The organism is Singulisphaera sp. GP187, assembly GCF_900129635.1.
Taxonomy (GTDB): domain Bacteria; phylum Planctomycetota; class Planctomycetia; order Isosphaerales; family Isosphaeraceae; genus Singulisphaera.
In genome coordinates, this window is record NZ_FSRB01000001.1 from 772,725 (window position 1) to 788,832 (window position 16,108).

A 16,108-nucleotide genomic window follows, 5' to 3' on the forward strand; every position below is an offset into this window, starting at 1 on the left:
CGAGCGATCAGGGAGAGAGTGGCATGGCGGATCTAGCCGGCAAGGTTGGGTTGATCACAGGGGGGGCTCGGGCATCGGCCGGGCGACGGCGCTGGCGATGTCCCAGGCTGGCGCGGCCGTCGTCATCGGCAATCGGGACGCCTCCAAGGGCGAGGCGGTCGTGGACCTCATCAAAGATCGAGGGGGGAAGGCCTGCTTCCTGAAAACCGACGTGGGCCGGCCGGAGGACGCCAAGGCACTCGTGGCGAGGGCCGTCTCGGAGTTCGGCCGGTTGGACGTCGCCTTCAACAACGCCGGGGTCGACGGCGAGCAGGTCCCCCTCCATCAGCAAGACATCGCGATTGCTTCGACGCTCTTCGACGTGAACATCAAAGGCGTTTTTTATTGCATGAAGTTCGAGATCGAGGAGATGCTGCGCTCCGGCGGCGGGGCGATCGTCAATACCTCGTCGATCTTCGGGCTCAACGGCTACCCGGGCTGGTCGCTGTACGTGGCCTCGAAGCACGCCGTTACCGGCATGACCAAGGCGGCTGCCCTGGATTACGCCAAGCTTGGGATCCGGGTGAACGCGGTCGGCCCAGGTCCGGTGGAAACCCCGCTCCTTGCGAAGGGGACCGGCGGCGATCCCCATCGCTACGCCGGGTTCGTGCCGATGGGACGGATCGGCCAGCCGGAGGAGATCGCCGACGCCGTGGTCTGGCTGCTCTCGGACGCCGCCCGCTACGTCACCGGACACACGCTCCCGGTCGACGGTGGCGTCTGTGCGCAATGAACAAAGGGCGGGATTGTTGTGCACCAGGATCGGGAGCGAGATCGAATCTGGAGTGAGCCCGCGCCGAGCGGTGAGGTGGCCGTGCATCTCACCGTGAACGGGGAGCCGCGCGACCTGACCGTCGATCTTCGCGCCACCCTCCTCCAAGAGGGCGTGGCCACTACCCCGCGCCAGGTGAGCGACCAGGAGATCATGGACGCCAAGGCCCGGGTCGGCTCGGGGGGCCTCGGCTGCGAGCCCGCCAGCGCCGCGAGTGTGGCGGGGGCCAAGAAGCTCCGCGAAGAGGGGATCATCGCCCCGTCCGACCGGGTCGTCTGCATCCTCACCGGCCACCAGCTCAAGGATCCGACGGCGACGGTCGCCTAACTCGGCACCGACCAAGAGAACTTCGAGAAGGTGCTCGGCGGCCGCGGCGTCCACCGCGCCGGGTTCGCCAATCGCCCGGTCGTGGTCCCCACGACCTCGACAACATCATCCGGACGATCGCGCTCTACTCCGACTCAGGACCGGCCGGCGAACCGGCGAAGTAACCGCGAAAGCGCTGCGAGCGACTGGCTTCGCGTGCCGTTGAGCTGGAACCGGCGTCGGGCCTCGCCTTCCCTTCGCCCTGTGCCTGTGCGCCGCCGGTGGAAATCGCTCGAGCGAGGATGAAGCTATCTCGAGCGATGATGACCCGTGGCCGATCTCCCGATTCCGGACGCAGGCCAGCAACGGGCCACCATTCCCTGCACACCATTTCGAATGTTCGCGGCCAGGCAGAGTCTTTCGATTGTGGGTCCTCGAGCGGAAGGAATGGCACGGGTCGCCAACTGGGCCAAAATCCGTCTCGGGCGATCGAACACCTTGCGTCAAAGTCAGGTCTTACCTATCGAGGAGTCACGGCCGGGCGGTGGTGACTCCTCGCGGGGCGGGTCTCGGCGCGGGTGGGCAACGAGGGCGATATGGCCACGGACCACGAGACCTTCATGGCGCTAGTCGACCGGCACGGGGCGGTGGCCTTGGGAATGTTGCGGCGGCTCTGTGGTAACGGGCACGATGCGGAGGACATCTTCCAGGACGTCGCCGTCCGGGTCTGGAGGCACTTGGGGGAGCGCCCGCGGCTACGGGACGACCGGGCCTGGTTGCTGACGATTGCCTATCGAGCCTACCTCGATCACCAAGACCGCCGCCCTCCCGCACACGTGCCGCTGTTCGACGACGCCGAGGCGCTCGTTCGTCCAGGGACCGACCGCGATCCCGTCGCGGTCGCCGAGCGGGCCGAACTCGCCCAGCAGGTCAATGAGGCGGTGGACCGGCTTTCGCCGCGGCTCCGCGAGGTCGTCGTACTGCACTACACCGGGGGACTCTCGTTGCGGCAGGTTGCCGCCGCGACGGGGGCCTCGATCGGCACGATCAAGAGCCGGCTCAACGCTGGGCTGGAACAACTGCGGAGACGCGTGCCATGAGAACTAGCACTGGCTGCAAGGAGATTCTGAGCACGCTGGCCACCGGGGGGCTGATCCGCCGCTGGTGGGCGAGGCGGCACGCCGACCGCTGTCCACGCTGCTCGACAGTCCGGGATGAGTTGCGGCAGATTGCCGAGGAGCTCGCTGCCGTCCCTCCGCTTCCCGTCGTCCAGCGCCGGCGCTGGCACGCGGCCGCCGCCGACCACCCGGTCAAGGCGGAGCCGTCGCGGGCGTGGTGGACCCAACCGGCGTTGGCCATGGCGGTCCTTGGTGCTGTCGGGGGCTGGTGGGCCTTCCGTCTAGAGGAGGATCCCCCGCCAGGGCCGCCGGCTGTTGTGGGCGTCGCCCACCCCGCCGTCAGAGAGGAGAGACTCCGTGTGGTGGAGGGGCTGCGAGGCCGCGTTGTGGCCCTCACCCAGGAACTCGATGACCTTCACCGCCGCGCCGACCTGCTTGACGCTCGCAAGGAAGTCGACGCGCTGATGGCCCGGCTTGTCCCGCGGGGCGGGTCGAGCGGACTTTGAGACGCCGGGTCTCGCGGCTCGATCTGCTCCATTACTTCTGTACTACGGATCATGATGATCGGCGATATTATTATAAGTGAAAAGGCGTTGGATTGTAAAAAATAATGAATAGTGCGCCGTGGTAAGGCACAGCGTCCCAGTGGGTGCAAGTCCCACCCGGCCAAGTTTGATCGCTCCAGCCGGAAGCTATCGGAGCGGCGGTGGAGGTAACGAAGCCGTCGGAGCCTTCGAGACACACGTACCGCATGGCGGTGCGGCGAGTCGACAGGCCGTAACGCGAGTGAACACCGAGCAGGCCTCGAAAGTTTTAACGTGGGAGCCGACCCGCCTATTTATCGGGGAAGGCCGCCGTCGCTGGTGAATGCCGAGGGGTTGAGAGCCCCTCATCTCGAACGATCTGATCCAGCGGTCCCACCGGGGTAATGGTGACGGCATGTCGACACACGGGAAGCTGCTGCAACACGGGAAGCCCCATCCAGCGGGGAGTGAGATCCCGACCGGACGCCCGCGAGGGACAGGCCGGGCCGAATGGGGTGGCGGACGGGCTCGTAGTACCGTGGAAGCCGGGTAACTCCGGTGGAGGAAAGGGGCCCGAGTTCAAGAAGGATGATCGCCGGGGAAACGGACGGGGAGAGTGGTGCAAGCCTATAACCTCCTCACAACGCGCCTGATCCGAAGGCGTCATCCCACATGAGTCGCGCGGTCATCCGATCGACCCATGTGCTTTCTTGTCCGAGAGCCGGATGCGGGAAAACCGCCTGTCCGGTTCGATGAGCGGGGAGTGGAAACGGAGCGTCAGCCACCGCGTCACTCCTCGACTCTACGATAATTGGAATTAACGAACTTGAGCACTGTTGCAAGGATGCCGGGATCTCGTTCCCACGCTCCGCGTGGGAATGCCGTCTGCGACGCTCCGCGTCGTCTTCCCCGGCGAGTGGAGCCGCAGAGCGGCCCGAACGGCCTTCCCACTCAGAGCCTGGGTACGCGTTTCTCCCGCGAATCTCGGCCTCCGGGTCAGACCGACGGACCGGTTTCCTTGCGACCGACTCAAAACATGTGCGTCAGCCGACGGTAAACCGCTGTCGCTCATTCTCCTCGGGGTGGAATCAGGAAAATCGCCCGCTGTCCCTCGATTGGCAAGTGGGCAAAACCGATACTCGACAGTTTCTCTTTTCTTGGAGGTCCGATGCGATCATCGCTTACTCTGACATTGGTCCTGATCTCCGGCCTTGTGCCGGCCTTGGGTGACGAGCCGAAGTCGACGAAGGATCCGCGCCCTCAGGCGCCGGAGGACTACCGGATCTTCGAACAGGATCGGGCTGGGGCTTACTTCATCGCACGGCCTCTGATGGAGCAGTACGACGCCTTGCGGAAGCGGGTCGCGGGCGTCCGCGCCGAGATCGATGGCGCACGGATCGACTCCGCCAAGGCCCGCGTTGAAGTCGAGACACTCCAGGCGGAGTTGAACAAGCTCTTGGAGACGATCGACCACGTGAAGCTCTACATCCCCGGCGCAACGGTCCACAAGCGGACCGAGACGATCCACGTCCCGATCCAACCTGACGACCTCCTGCTGGTTGACTGCGAGAACGTCGAAGTCCGCGGCTGGGATGGCCCCGATGTCCAGTGCGTTCTAGAGAAGACCGTGCTCGATGATGACGGAGGCAAGGTCGCCGACGACTTTGCCGGGATCGAACTCGTCGTCCGCAAGGGCTCGGGCAAGGAGTTCTTCGGATTCTACCTCAACGTCAGGGACCAGCCGCAGTTCAAGAAGAATGAAGAGATGCAGAACGAATTACGTCGCTTTTTGTTCTCGGACTTTCTCGAGCGTGAATTCCCTTATGTCACCGTTAAGGGGCTGGTCCATCAAGAAGGGAACCGCCAGATCGACGTGACCGTTCGGAGCGAGCGGGGCGACGGCTTCAGTGCAAGCCAGTGGCGGCGTCACGCCACGCTCACCCTGCTGGTCCCGAGGTGCCAGCGGGTCGGCATCCGAGGCGGGCTCGGGCGGCTCAAGGTCCACGACTTGAACGCGGGGCTCTCCGTACTCGGCCAGGGCAACCGCGACTACCATGCTCTGTACGAGGTGGCGAAAATCAGTGGGTCGCTCGAATCCGACACCATCCCGATCCATCGCATCGACGGCGTGAAGGGGGATGTCTCGGTCACGGCCATGGCGTACACGGAAAACAAGAGCTCCGGCTACGGACCGGATGGTGTGACCGCCCGCGCCGACGATCCCAAGGAGACGGTCTATCGGAACATTGAGGGCAATCTCCGCGCCCGGTTCTGCCGGGCGAACCTTACGATTGGTGACGTCGGTGGCCGTGTCGATGTCGAAAACGACTTCGGCGACACCGTCTGGCAGAGCGATCGCGAACTTGCCCAGCAGGTTGACCACCGGGTTGTCTCGCAGAGCGGATCCGTCATGGTGCGCCTCGGAGCCAAAGCGTCCGGGGCCTTGAAGGTCGAGATGTTCACTGAATGTGGGAGCCTGCGGCGGGGGAACGATGTCGAGAAAGCGCTGAATGCCTGGTTCGAGGCGGCGAACTTTCAGACCGCCGACGGCGACACCGTCCGGCGCTCGTGGACATCGTGGTCCCGTCGCCCCGGTCCGAAGGGCGCTCGGGAGACACGCGATCGTGAGGAGCCGTTTGAGCGATTCCGCCGTGTGGCCGACGCCATGTACGGTCGGCCGCGGTCGCCGGGGGTCGACGTGATCAGTCGGGCGGGTACGGTTACCGTCGCGCTGCCTGAACTGAACAGGGCGATCGTGAAATAATCGTGATGTGAATGCCCGCGTGATAATGTTGCAGCATTGCTTGCTGGTATTAAGTGGTGATAGATGCTGTGGAAATTAAATATCACGTCAATTCGCCGGTTGAGGTCCGTGACATGGCCAAGACGTTCAGGACCCTCTACGGCAGTGGACTGTCGGGAAGGACGAATTTCACCGATGCGGTCGTTGAGGGTGAGTGCGTGAATGATTACCGAGCGTTAATGAATGATTTCGCCAGGGAGACCATGAGGATCGGGGCGGCCTGGCCGCTGGTCGGCGTTCGGGGCCTCAAAGACCGTGAGATTCACGCCATTGAGGAGGCTCTTCGCCTTCGACTCCCGGCGGCCTACCGCGCATTCCTCCAAACGATGGGCCGCTCCGCCGGAGCGCTATTCGGGGACGTGACCATGACTTTTGACGGCCCCGGGCCGTTGCTCGCTCTCCAGCACGATGCGCGAGACTACGCGGCCGGACTTGGCTCCCCGCCACGCCTTAAACCAGAAGCATTTGTCTTCTCAGACTACGGCGGATCACAGTTTTCCTTCTTCCTCTGCGACCGCCGTGAAGCTGACCCGGAAATCTTTGATTACGAGGCGGGCAACATCGATCCCCCGCAACCTGCGGGCCGGTTCACCGATACCATTCGATATCACCTCAAAGAATACCCGCACCGAAGGAAACCGTTCCTCTGGTGGTAAGGTTGGAACCCGAGTCAGTGGCCAGACACCAAAAGGGGGGTAGATCGGGGGGCCTGGTTAGACGGTGTCTGCACTCAGGTATCCAGCTTCCCTAAACCGTTCGGCCCTTCCCAGTAAAGTGCCTGGCCATTTGCTTCCCCCGCTGTTTCTCATTAATTCTGTTATGATCGATATTCAAGTTTCGGCTTAACATCGATGAAGTCGAGGCCTTCCTTCAAATCATGCCTTTCGAGGAGTCGGCGATGCGCTTGCCTCAATTCCGAAAGCGAACGCTTCTGCTCGTAATCGCCTTGCTGTCCCTGACGGTTCTCGTCCTGGCGATTCTGATTCAGAGGGCGACGGTGCGAGAGCAGCAACTCCGGGTCATGGTCAGCCAGATCGAACATGGCGATGAAATCGAGAGAATCGCTACCATACGTGGCCTCTTCATGGAGTTGACGAGACCGGTTGAATTCGCGACGGCATTCCCTTATCTCATCCAGGCCATGAAGGACGAATCTCCGATGGTTCGGGAAGCTGCGGCTTCGGTCGTCGGTGGACTGATCCTTCGTATTGGTAAGCCAAAGCCTGTATCGGATGAACGCGAGCCGACGATCGTGGCGCTTTGCCCCAAGGCCGAGGAGGCTCTTGCCGTTCTACTCAACGAGTCTTCGCCGACACTCCGCTCCAACGCGGCGAAATCTCTGGGATATGTGGCCGTACTCGGGAAACGCGACGCCCCGCCAGCCCAGTTGGTCGCGTGCCTGGATGACGAAGACGATACGGTTCGAATTGAAGCGACTAACGCCTTGACCGAGTATGGCCAAGGGCCCGAGTCGATCGTCCCCATTGCGCTCCGACGTCTCCCCAACGAGAGTCCGCGCGTTCGCCAGGGATTCTCGTCGGTCTTCTGGCACATTCGCCTACAACCTTCGGTCCTACCGCTCCTGATTACGGGGTTGTCGAGTGAGAGCACAGAGATTTGTCTCGTTTGCACGGCGGCGATTAACCACATGGGACTCGACGCCGCGCCGGCGCTGCCTGCCATCCTTGCGTTGCTCCGCAAGGAAATTGATAATCCACACCCGACTGACCAGGTCGATCCGGATTCGTCCAGTTTGAGGATCCTCGGTATGGCTGCTGGGGCTATCGGTGAGATCTCGCGAGGGACGGAGCTCCTACCTGAATCCGTCGAACTCCTCCGTGAGGTTCTGACGCGTTGGAATCGAACAAAGGGCGTGCCGGCTCCCGATCATCCTGCTGGCTCGCCAGCGGATTCTCCTCCTCCTTCTCCTATGGAATTGACACGCAACGAGTCCACTCAGGTTAATTTCACTCTCAGCGAGGCTGCCTGGTCTCTGGGAATCCTCGGCCGGTCCGCGGCGTCCGCCGTCCCAGTGCTGATCTCGACGCTAGAGGCAACTCCGAAAGAGTCCGAGTCGCTCCGCGACTTGATCGCCGAGGCCCTTGTCGAGATCGCCCGGGGGACGCGGGACGAAGATTGCGTCATCGCGTGCCTGGCGAGAGCCTGGAAGACCATGCCCCGTAAGCAGAGAATCGTCCTCGCCCGGGCCCTCCGGAACCTCGGCCCGAAGTCGGGACAGGTCGTACCGGAACTCAATCAGCTGCCAGCCGACGGCACTCGTTCAGAGATACGACGCGTGCGATTTCCTCGATCCAGGCGTGGCCAAGCCGTGCGTGAATAGTACGCGAGATGAGGGAAGTCAACGGCGGGTGTTGTCGGGGAGAGGCGCCTGGCTCCCGGCGCCGCATTGACCGGATTCGAAGCACGGGTTGTAGATGATTCACGGGTCCCTGAGTCAGAATTTCTTTGATCTTATCGGCTGGCCGATGAGCGACTCACCTGAAGTCGCATCAATGGTCCATAGCCCGGACCTCTCGAAATCTAACGCTCGTAGATGGGAAAATATTGAGAGAAACCTGGTCCACGTGCTTAGAAGCGAATCTCCGAACCACGATCTTTCACGACGAGCATGAGCGGGAGCAGGATATTCTGGCGATGAAGCGGGAGATCCTCATAGGATGTGTTCAATGAGGTCGACGGCACCGATTCCGTGAATCAGGCGGAAGAGCGGTGCCCACTTACCGGGTGTTTCCCTCAACGCCCATCTGTGATCGAAATCCGCGTCAAACCCTTCGTCAGTGTTCGACGCTTCATCCGACATGGTCACCTCTCCCATGCACGACAGCCGGCTTCGTCGTCCGCTCCTCAGATCCGTCGATCGCCTGTCAGTACAGAACTGTCGGTCATGGACAGCTTACCCCGCTCGGTCCACCAGGAGCGCGCTCGCGGACTGACGAAAGGCTCACTCCGGCGGCAAGAATAGCAACTCGGCGATCGAGAAGTCGTCCATGTACTCGTCCGAGCCGCCGAGGACCTTGGTGTATTCGATCAACCGATCCATGCTGGTTTGATCGCCTGTGAGAGGCGCTTCGCCCATGAACTTGATGAAGTCGTTGTAGGGCCAGGTGGAGCCGTCGGAGCGTTCGACCTCGAACACGCCGTCGCTGTAGAGCGAGAGCATGCCATAGGCTTCGACCTGGCAGGTGGAGGTCCGGTACTCGAGGTCGGGGACCGCGCCCACCATCGGGCCTTCGGATTCGAGCAGGAGGAGTTTGGCTTCTTCGACCGTGGGACCGGTGCGGAGCAACACTGCCGGGTGGCCGCCGCCGGAGTACTCGATCTGACGGGTCGACTTATGATAGATGCCGTACCAGATAGTGAAAAAGAGGCCGTTTTGCTGGTCCATCTGGAAGGCGCGGTTGAGCGCGGTGAGGACCTGCCCCGGGTTGCGGAAATCGGTTTGCGGCAACGATTGCGAGCGCAAGGCATTGAGGGCGGAAACCGATAACAACGCCGCGCCGACGCCGTGGCCGCTGACGTCGAGCAGGTAGAAGGCGAAGTGCTCGTCGTCGAGCCAGTCGTAACCGAACGTGTCGCCCCCCAGGTCGGCGGAGGGGATGAATCGCCAGTCGGCCCGGATCACCCCTTTTTTGAGCTTTTCCGGGAGGAGTGACTGGACGTACTTGGCGGCCTCGGCCACATCCTTGGCCATGACCCGCTGGCTCTCTTGAAGCGCTTTATACGCTTCGTTACGTTGAAGGAGGTTGATGTAACCCTTCGAGTGGTAGCGGATCCGGGCGAGCAGTTCCAATCGGTCCGGCAGCTTGACGATGTAGTCGTTGGCCCCGAGCGCGAACGCCTCGGCCTTGATCGTTGGCTCTTCCTTGGTCGAGAGCACGATCATCGGGGTTTCGCGGGTCGCCTCGGTTTCGCGGAACTTCTTGACGAGCGTCAGGCCGTCGATCTCGGGCATGACCAGGTCTTGAAGGATCACGGTCGGTGAAACCTTGATCGCTTCCTCAACGGCTCGGGTCGCATCCTTACAGTAATGGAAGACGATATCCTGCTCGCTGGCGAGCATCCGGCGCACGGCCTCGCCTATCATGGGTTGGTCGTCGATCAAGAGGACCGTGATCTGGTGTTGCGTCAGGCCGGGTTCCACGCGATTCCCCTTGGATAATAATCAGGACTTGTTAGTTTTACGGTATGTCGGGTCGGACGGTTCAGGAAGGCTGTGTGCGGCGCAGGTGTTCGACGATTCCCTTACCGATGCGTTCGATCGGTAGCACTTCGACGGCCGCACCCACCTCGGCGGCCGCACGGGGCATCCCCCAGACGATGCTGGTGGCCTGATCTTGCGCGAGGGTGAACCACTTGGATTGGCGGAGCTTCAGCAAGCCCTTGGCGCCGTCGCGCCCCATGCCGGTCAGGACGGCCGCGATCCCCGGCCTGGGCCAGTGGGTGGCGACGCAGTTGAAGAAGACGTCAACGGAGGGCCGATAGCTGAGCGCGATCGGCTCCGGACTGTAACGGAGCCGATGACTCGAATCCATGGTGAGGTGGTCGTTGGTCGCCGCCAGGAGGATTTGCCCCTTGCCGGGGCGATCGCCGGGCTTGATCAGGTCGACGCGCCGGCCGGTCTTTTCGCCGAGCCAGGTCGCCAGGCCGGGGGCGAAGGCTGCATCAACGTGCTGGACGATGATCGTGCAGGCGTCCCGCTGCAACGGGAGGTCGGCGAGGATCTGGGCCAAGGCGTTGGGGCCGCCGGTGGACGAGCCGATGAGCACGAGCGGGCCGGTCCAGACCAACGGCGGGATCGGAATGTCGGTCGAGGAGCCGGATTCCCCCGACTTGCCGATCAATTTGGCGATGATGGCGATCTTCTCGATCAAGGGGGTCGCCCCCGCAACCTCGCCATGCGGACCGAGCGTGGGCGTGTCGACCGTGTCGAGGGCCCCATACCCCATGGCGTCGAAGACCCGGCCCATGTGGCCGCTGACCGTCGCCGTGACCACGAGGATCGGGCAGGGGGTCTCGGCCATGATCCGGCGGGTCGCCTCGACCCCGTCGATCCCGGGCATGACCAGGTCCATCAGGATCAGGTCGGGAAGGTCGAGTCGGGTTTTCTCGATCGCTTCGGAGCCGTCGCCGGCCATCCAGACGACTTGGTGTCCCGGCACCGAGAGCACGGCGCGCCGAAGCGCCTCGCGGGCGATCCCCAGGTCGTTGACAATCCCGATCCTCATTCAACGGCCTCGCCAATCAGGTCGACCACCGTGTCGAGGAACGTCCGGTCGTGAAAGCTGCTCTTGGTCAGATAGCAGTTCGCCCCGGCGTCCAGACCGCGCATCCGGTCTTCCTCGCGATCTTTATAGGAAACGATCACGACGGGGATCCCCTGGAGCCGCGCATCGGACTTGATGTGCTGGACGAGTTGGATCCCATCCATCCGGGGCATGTCCACGTCGCTGATGACCAGATGATAATCTCCCCCACGCACTGTGTTCCAGCCATCAACGCCGTCGACGGCGACATCCACGACGTAACCTCGGCTCTCGAGGAGCTGCCGCTCCAGTTCGCGGACGGTGATCGAGTCGTCGACGACGAGGATCCGCTTCGGCCCGCGCCTCGACGCTTGCTCCGCCGCCTCGGCGACTCGGTTCAGCCGGCGGCCGCCGAGCAGGTTGTCGATCGAGCGCACCATGTCCTCGACGTCGACGATCAGGACCGGCCAGCCATCTTCGAGAACCGAGGCGCTGTTGATGTTGGGGACGCGGCCCAGCCGCGGGTCGAGCGGGCGAACTTCGAGGTCGCGTTCGCCGAGGAACTCATCGACGACCACGCCAAACCGATGGCTTCGATCGCTGGCAACCACGACCGAGAGATAGTCTTCAGCCGAATCCACGGGGTCGAATTCAAGCACTTGCGTGGCTTCGACCAGGCCGACCGGCTGGTCGTCCAGGCTGAAATGCTGGCGACCCTCGAGGATCTGAACGTCGGAGCGGGGAACCCTCAAAATGCGGTCGATCCGATTGAGCGGGAACGCGTAAGGTTCGCCGGCGATCCGCACCAGGAGGGCGCGGATGACCGACATCGTGATCGGGAGCTGAAGTGAGAAGCGGGTCCCTTTGCCGACCTGCGAGCTGACCCGAACAATTCCGCCGACCGCCTTGACCATGTTCTGCACGACGTCGAGGCCGACCCCGCGCCCGGAGAGCTCGGTCACGGCGTCCTTGGTCGAGAAGCCGGGGAGGAAGAGGAACTCGAGCAGCTCCGCCTCGGTCAGTTGCTCGGCCATCCGGGCGCCGACGAGTCCCCGCTCGACCACTTTGATGCGCAGGCGCTCGGGGTCGATGCCATGGCCGTCGTCAGTCAGGGTGATTTGGAGCATCCCCGCGCGGTGTCGGGCCTCCATCCGGATCGTCCCGGTCTGGTCCTTGCCGGCGGCCAGCCGCTGGTCGGGGAGCTCGATCGCGTGATCCAGGGCGTTGCGGATCAAGTGATTGAGCGGGGCCTCGAGCTTGTCGAGGATGTCGCGGTCGACCCCCGTGGTCTCGCCGAGGACTTCGAACCGGACCGACTTCCCGAGTTGCCTGGCCACGTCGCGGACCATCCGGGGAAATCCGCGCACGCCGTCGGCCATCGGGCGCATTCGGCTGGTGAGGACTTCGTGGTGCAGTCGGCCCGAAAGATCCTCGCTCCGTCGCGCGATCTCCTCGAACTCCTCCATCTTCTTGCCGAGCCCTTGGAGGCACTCGTTGGCTTGCGCCTTGGCCTTCGCCAGCACTTCGGCGAGCACGGCCGGATCGAGGCCCCGTCCCGATTCCCGCCGGTCTTCCAGGGTCTGGATCGTCTCGAGCAGGGCAGTCTGACGCCCCTTGAGCGTCAGCAGCGACGTGACGAACGGGCGCAGTTGACGCGTCTGGACCAGCGATTCTCCCGCCAGGCCCATCAGCCGGGTCAGGCTCTCCGCGGTTACGCGGACCACACGCTCCGCCTGCTCGGGCGCGGCGGAGCTGGTTCGCTCCGCCGCCACCGGTGACGCGGATTTCGGCGGTGGGGCCGCCACGGGTTTGGCAACTGCTGCCGGAGCCGTTGGGGGCGGGACGGGGGGGCTGGCGACTGGAGCCGCGACGGCCACAACGGCCGGCGCCACGGCGGCGACAGGGGGCGCCGGGAGTGCCGCTCCGGAAAGGATCGCACCGAGCTCGACGACGATCCCGGCGATCGTCGCTTCGTGGGCCGTCTCCCAATCGTCGAGTTGATCTTCGGAGACGAGCGCAGTCTGGCTGAGGAGGTCGACGGCGCGGAGCAGGATGTCAATATGATGAGGGAGGACGATGACCTTGCCATGCTGGGCCGCAACGAGGACGTCCTCCATGGCATGGGCGATTCGCACCGCGGCGTTGACACCGACGATCCGCGCGGCGCCTTTGAGCGAGTGGGCCGCGCGCATCAAGGGTTCGAAGAAGGCCGGGGAGCCGTCGGAGGTTTCGACGGCAAGTAGCCCTTCCGCGAGGAGTGCAGTCTGGCTCTCCGCCTCGGTGCGGAACAGCTCCATCATCGAGAACCCGCTGAGGTCGTCGTTCACCGCTTGCGGCTTGGGGGCCAGCTGTTCGCTGACGGGATCAGGAGCGGGCGCAACCTGAGGAGCTGGGGCGGGAGCCACCTCTCCGGAGAGGATGGCGGCAAGCTCGAGTTCCATCCCGGCGATCGACGCTTCGTGGGCCGTCTCCCAATCGTTGAGCTGATCCTCAGCGACGAGCGCGGTCTGGCTGAGGAGGTCGACGGCACGGAGGAGGATGTCGATATGATGAGGGAGGATTTGGACCTTGCCGTGCTGGGCGGCGACGAGGCAATCCTCCATGGCGTGGGCGACTCGCACGGCCGCGTTGACGCCGACGATCCGCGCGGCGCCTTTGAGCGAGTGGGCCGCGCGCATCAGGGGTTCGAAGACGGCGGAAGAACCGTCGGAGGTTTCGACAGTGAGGAGTCCTTCCGAGAGGATGGCCGTCTGGCTCTCCGCTTCAGTGCGGAACAGCTCCATCATTGAGAAGCCGCTGAGGTCGTCGCTCACTTCCCCTGGCTCCGTAGCGCCGCGAAGACGCGTTGATCGTCGAGGTAGCCAATGCTATGGCCGCGCCAGGTGAACAAGGCCTGGCTGAAGCTGGTGGTCGGGTTGGCCAGGGTCGCGGGGACGTTGCGCAAGCCGCCGCGGGGAAGGCGATGGATCCCCGGAACCTCGTCGGCCGGAAAGGCCCAGGTTTCGGAATCCTTCTGGATGACGATGAGCCTCGGCTGCGCGCCCGCCCCGCCGTCCTGGGCACGGTGGTGGCCGTCATCGGGCCGGGGATCGACTCCGAGCAACTCGTGGAGCGAGACGCAGATTTGAAGCTGGCCCCGGAGGTTCACCAGCCCATCGATGACCCGGTTCGAGCGATGGGGGATTCGATGCACCGGGCGGGGGGTGGTGACCTCCGCGACGGCCCTGGTGCCGAGCGCCAACCATTCGCCATGGAGCCGAAAGATCAAGAGGCTGACGTCGTCCGTGCCGGTCTGCACCGTCGGTTCGGCGAGGATCTTCGTCCACTCGGTCAAGTAACCGGACGGAGCGGGGCGGTCGAAGAAACTCCGCGCGGCCGCGGAGAAGACCGGGCAGTTCCGGCAATGAATGTGGGTCTCGAGCTCCGGACAGGTCCGGTCGCCGGAGACGCCGATCCGGTTCCAGCAATCGTCGACCGTCGGGATGACGGGCAGGCTGAGGCTCATCCGACCCCCTTCCGGGCGCGGGCCCGTTCGGCCCGGCGACGGTAACCGAGCGCCGAGGCGTCATCGCCGCGGCGCTGGGCGAGCAGCGCCAGTGCGAGCAGGGCTTCGTCATGCTGAGTGTCGAGATAGACCGCCTTCTGGAACGAGGTCTCGGCCGCGCTCCGATCGCCGGCGGCCTGCCGGACGATTCCGAGGAGAAAATAGGCCCGGGCGGATGGGCCGGACTCGCGGATCGCTTGCTCGCAGAGCCCAACCGCCTCGTCGTACCGGCCCTGATCGGCCCGCTCGGCGGCCTGGTTCAGGAGCGTCGACGTGGCCGAACCGTTGTCGAGCGCCGGCCGGTTCTCGACCGCCTGAGGCGGGGAGCGATCGGCCACGGGCCGATTGACGCCGATGGGGGGAAGCGCCAGCTTGGCGCGAGCGGGAGGCTCGATGGCTTTCAGCCGGACCGGCGGAGGCAGGCTCGCCGCGGCTTGCGGTGGTTTTGCCGGGGCCCGCTGGTAGGCGAAGCTCCCTTTGTCGCCGGTGGCGGTAAGCCGCACCCCGGCGAGGTCCAGGCGATCGGCATGTCCCAAGAAAAGCATGCCGGAATCGGCCAGGAGCCGGAGCAGATTCGCCCACGCTTGAGTGCGCGCCTCCTCGGTGAAGTAGATCAGGAGATTCCGGCAGAAGACGATGTCGTAGGCCGGATCGTTCGCGAGCAGCGCGGGATTGAGAATGTTCCCTTGGATCAAGCGGACCGAATTACGCACCGAAGCGTCGAGCTCGTAGCGGCCGTTCCGCTCCTGGAAATAGCGGGCACGGAACGCCAGGTCGGACCCGCGAAATGCGTTTCGACCGTAGATCGCCTGGCGGGCCCGAGCGAGCGAGCGGGCGCTCAGGTCGACGGCGTCGACCCGGAATCGCGACGAAGGCAGGCCGGCATCGCGGAGGGCGATGGCGATCGAGTACGGTTCTTCCCCCCCCGCGCAGGGGAGGCTCAGAACTCGGAGCGGCGGGCGACCGGGGTCGATCAGCCACTTGGCGCGGGCCTGGTCTTGAAGGAACGTGAACGGGCGGTCGTCTCGAAAGAACCAGCTCTCGGGGACGACCACCTCTTCAATCAGGGCCTGGAACTCGGCGCCCGAACCACTCAGGTAACGTTCATAATCTTGCGGGTCGCTCAGGCCGAGCGCCGACATCCGCGCCTCGAGCCCGCGGTCGACCAGGCTGGATCCGACCGACCCGGGATCGAGTCCGATCCGCTCGGTCAGCAGTTCAACGACGCGCCGCGACCCGCTCATGGGGCCTCCGCGGGCAGGCCGAAGATTCCCTCACGGAGCGACTTCGGCAAGACCTTGTCGACCGAGATGACCTGGACGAGGCCCATCTCGGTCCGTACGACCGTCCCGAGATAGGGGGCTTGCTCCAGGTTCATGGCGGCCAGGACGACCTGGTCTTGCTTGACCTCCATCACATCGCTCACGTTTTCGGCGACCAGACCAATGAGTCGTTCGCCCTGCCCGCCTGGTTCGTCGACCAGGATCACACGGGTATGGAGTCGCTCGAGACAGGCGGTGGAACCGAGGAGAATTCCGAGGTCGATCACGGGTACGGCCTTGCCGCGGTAGTTGAACAAGCCGGCCAAGGATTCCGGGGCATGAGGAATCGACCGAAGCTCGATTCTCGGCACGACTTCGACGACGCGCTCGGCGGCCACGGCGTAGAGGTCGTGAGCGACCCGGAACGTCAAGAGTAGCATAAGAACCGCCTCGTGAGCATCGTTCCGTTTCGTTCC

At 64.1% G+C, this 16,108-nt stretch carries 12 protein-coding genes and 1 pseudogene; 7 read left to right on the forward strand and 6 right to left on the reverse strand.

Annotated features, from left to right (window positions below):
* The first annotated feature begins 97 nt into the window (after window positions 1-97).
* From BUS42_RS03085 to BUS42_RS03115, 7 genes and pseudogenes are all read left to right on the forward strand, one after another.
* Window positions 98-772 carry an SDR family oxidoreductase gene (locus BUS42_RS03085; protein ID WP_083670036.1) on the forward strand — a complete coding sequence of 225 codons (675 nt, stop codon included), beginning with the start codon at window positions 98-100 and terminating at the stop codon, window positions 770-772.
* Between the two features lie 168 nt (window positions 773-940).
* A pseudogene (locus tag BUS42_RS46270) lies at window positions 941-1,302 on the forward strand (threonine synthase); the annotation flags it as partial.
* Window positions 1,303-1,713: 411 nt separating this feature from the next.
* Window positions 1,714-2,217: an RNA polymerase sigma factor gene (locus BUS42_RS03095; protein WP_074305166.1), complete on the forward strand. Its 504-nt coding sequence runs from the start codon at window positions 1,714-1,716 to the stop codon at window positions 2,215-2,217.
* On the forward strand, window positions 2,214-2,741 hold the full coding sequence (locus BUS42_RS03100) for a hypothetical protein (protein WP_074305168.1): 528 nt from the start codon (window positions 2,214-2,216) through the stop codon (window positions 2,739-2,741). Before BUS42_RS03095 ends, BUS42_RS03100 begins: the two co-directional genes overlap by 4 nt.
* Before the next feature lie 1,186 nt (window positions 2,742-3,927).
* Window positions 3,928-5,523, forward strand: coding sequence for a hypothetical protein (locus tag BUS42_RS03105; protein WP_074305170.1), 1,596 nt, complete (start codon window positions 3,928-3,930; stop codon window positions 5,521-5,523).
* 113 nt (window positions 5,524-5,636) lie between these two features.
* Window positions 5,637-6,218 carry an SMI1/KNR4 family protein gene (locus tag BUS42_RS03110; protein WP_074305172.1) on the forward strand — a complete coding sequence of 194 codons (582 nt, stop codon included), beginning with the start codon at window positions 5,637-5,639 and terminating at the stop codon, window positions 6,216-6,218.
* Window positions 6,219-6,460: 242 nt separating this feature from the next.
* Complete coding sequence (locus BUS42_RS03115; RefSeq protein WP_159452154.1) at window positions 6,461-7,903, forward strand: HEAT repeat domain-containing protein; 1,443 nt, start codon at window positions 6,461-6,463, stop codon at window positions 7,901-7,903.
* A gap of 621 nt (window positions 7,904-8,524) precedes the next feature.
* Here the strand turns inward: BUS42_RS03115 and BUS42_RS03120 are convergent.
* The 6 genes from BUS42_RS03120 to BUS42_RS03145 all read right to left on the reverse strand — a co-directional run bounded on the left by BUS42_RS03120 (window position 8,525) and on the right by BUS42_RS03145 (window position 16,072).
* The gene (locus BUS42_RS03120) at window positions 8,525-9,724 is read right to left on the reverse strand and encodes a SpoIIE family protein phosphatase (protein ID WP_074305177.1); all 1,200 of its coding nucleotides are present in this window, start codon (window positions 9,722-9,724) and stop codon (window positions 8,525-8,527) included.
* Window positions 9,725-9,785: 61 nt separating this feature from the next.
* Entirely contained in the window at window positions 9,786-10,808 is a 1,023-nt protein-coding gene (gene cheB, locus BUS42_RS03125; protein WP_074305179.1) for a chemotaxis-specific protein-glutamate methyltransferase CheB, read from the reverse strand.
* Complete coding sequence (locus BUS42_RS03130; RefSeq protein WP_083670038.1) at window positions 10,805-13,639, reverse strand: hybrid sensor histidine kinase/response regulator; 2,835 nt, start codon at window positions 13,637-13,639, stop codon at window positions 10,805-10,807. Before BUS42_RS03130 ends, cheB begins: the two co-directional genes overlap by 4 nt.
* Complete coding sequence (locus BUS42_RS03135; protein ID WP_074305181.1) at window positions 13,636-14,331, reverse strand: chemotaxis protein CheW; 696 nt, start codon at window positions 14,329-14,331, stop codon at window positions 13,636-13,638. The genes BUS42_RS03130 and BUS42_RS03135 overlap by 4 nt, the downstream gene beginning before the upstream one ends.
* Window positions 14,328-15,614: a CheR family methyltransferase gene (locus BUS42_RS03140; protein ID WP_074305183.1), complete on the reverse strand. Its 1,287-nt coding sequence runs from the start codon at window positions 15,612-15,614 to the stop codon at window positions 14,328-14,330. The genes BUS42_RS03135 and BUS42_RS03140 overlap by 4 nt, the downstream gene beginning before the upstream one ends.
* Window positions 15,611-16,072 (reverse strand): chemotaxis protein CheW, encoded by a 462-nt coding sequence (locus tag BUS42_RS03145; protein ID WP_074305185.1) that lies wholly within the window; start codon window positions 16,070-16,072, stop codon window positions 15,611-15,613. Before BUS42_RS03145 ends, BUS42_RS03140 begins: the two co-directional genes overlap by 4 nt.
* Between the last annotated feature and the right edge of the window lie 36 nt (window positions 16,073-16,108).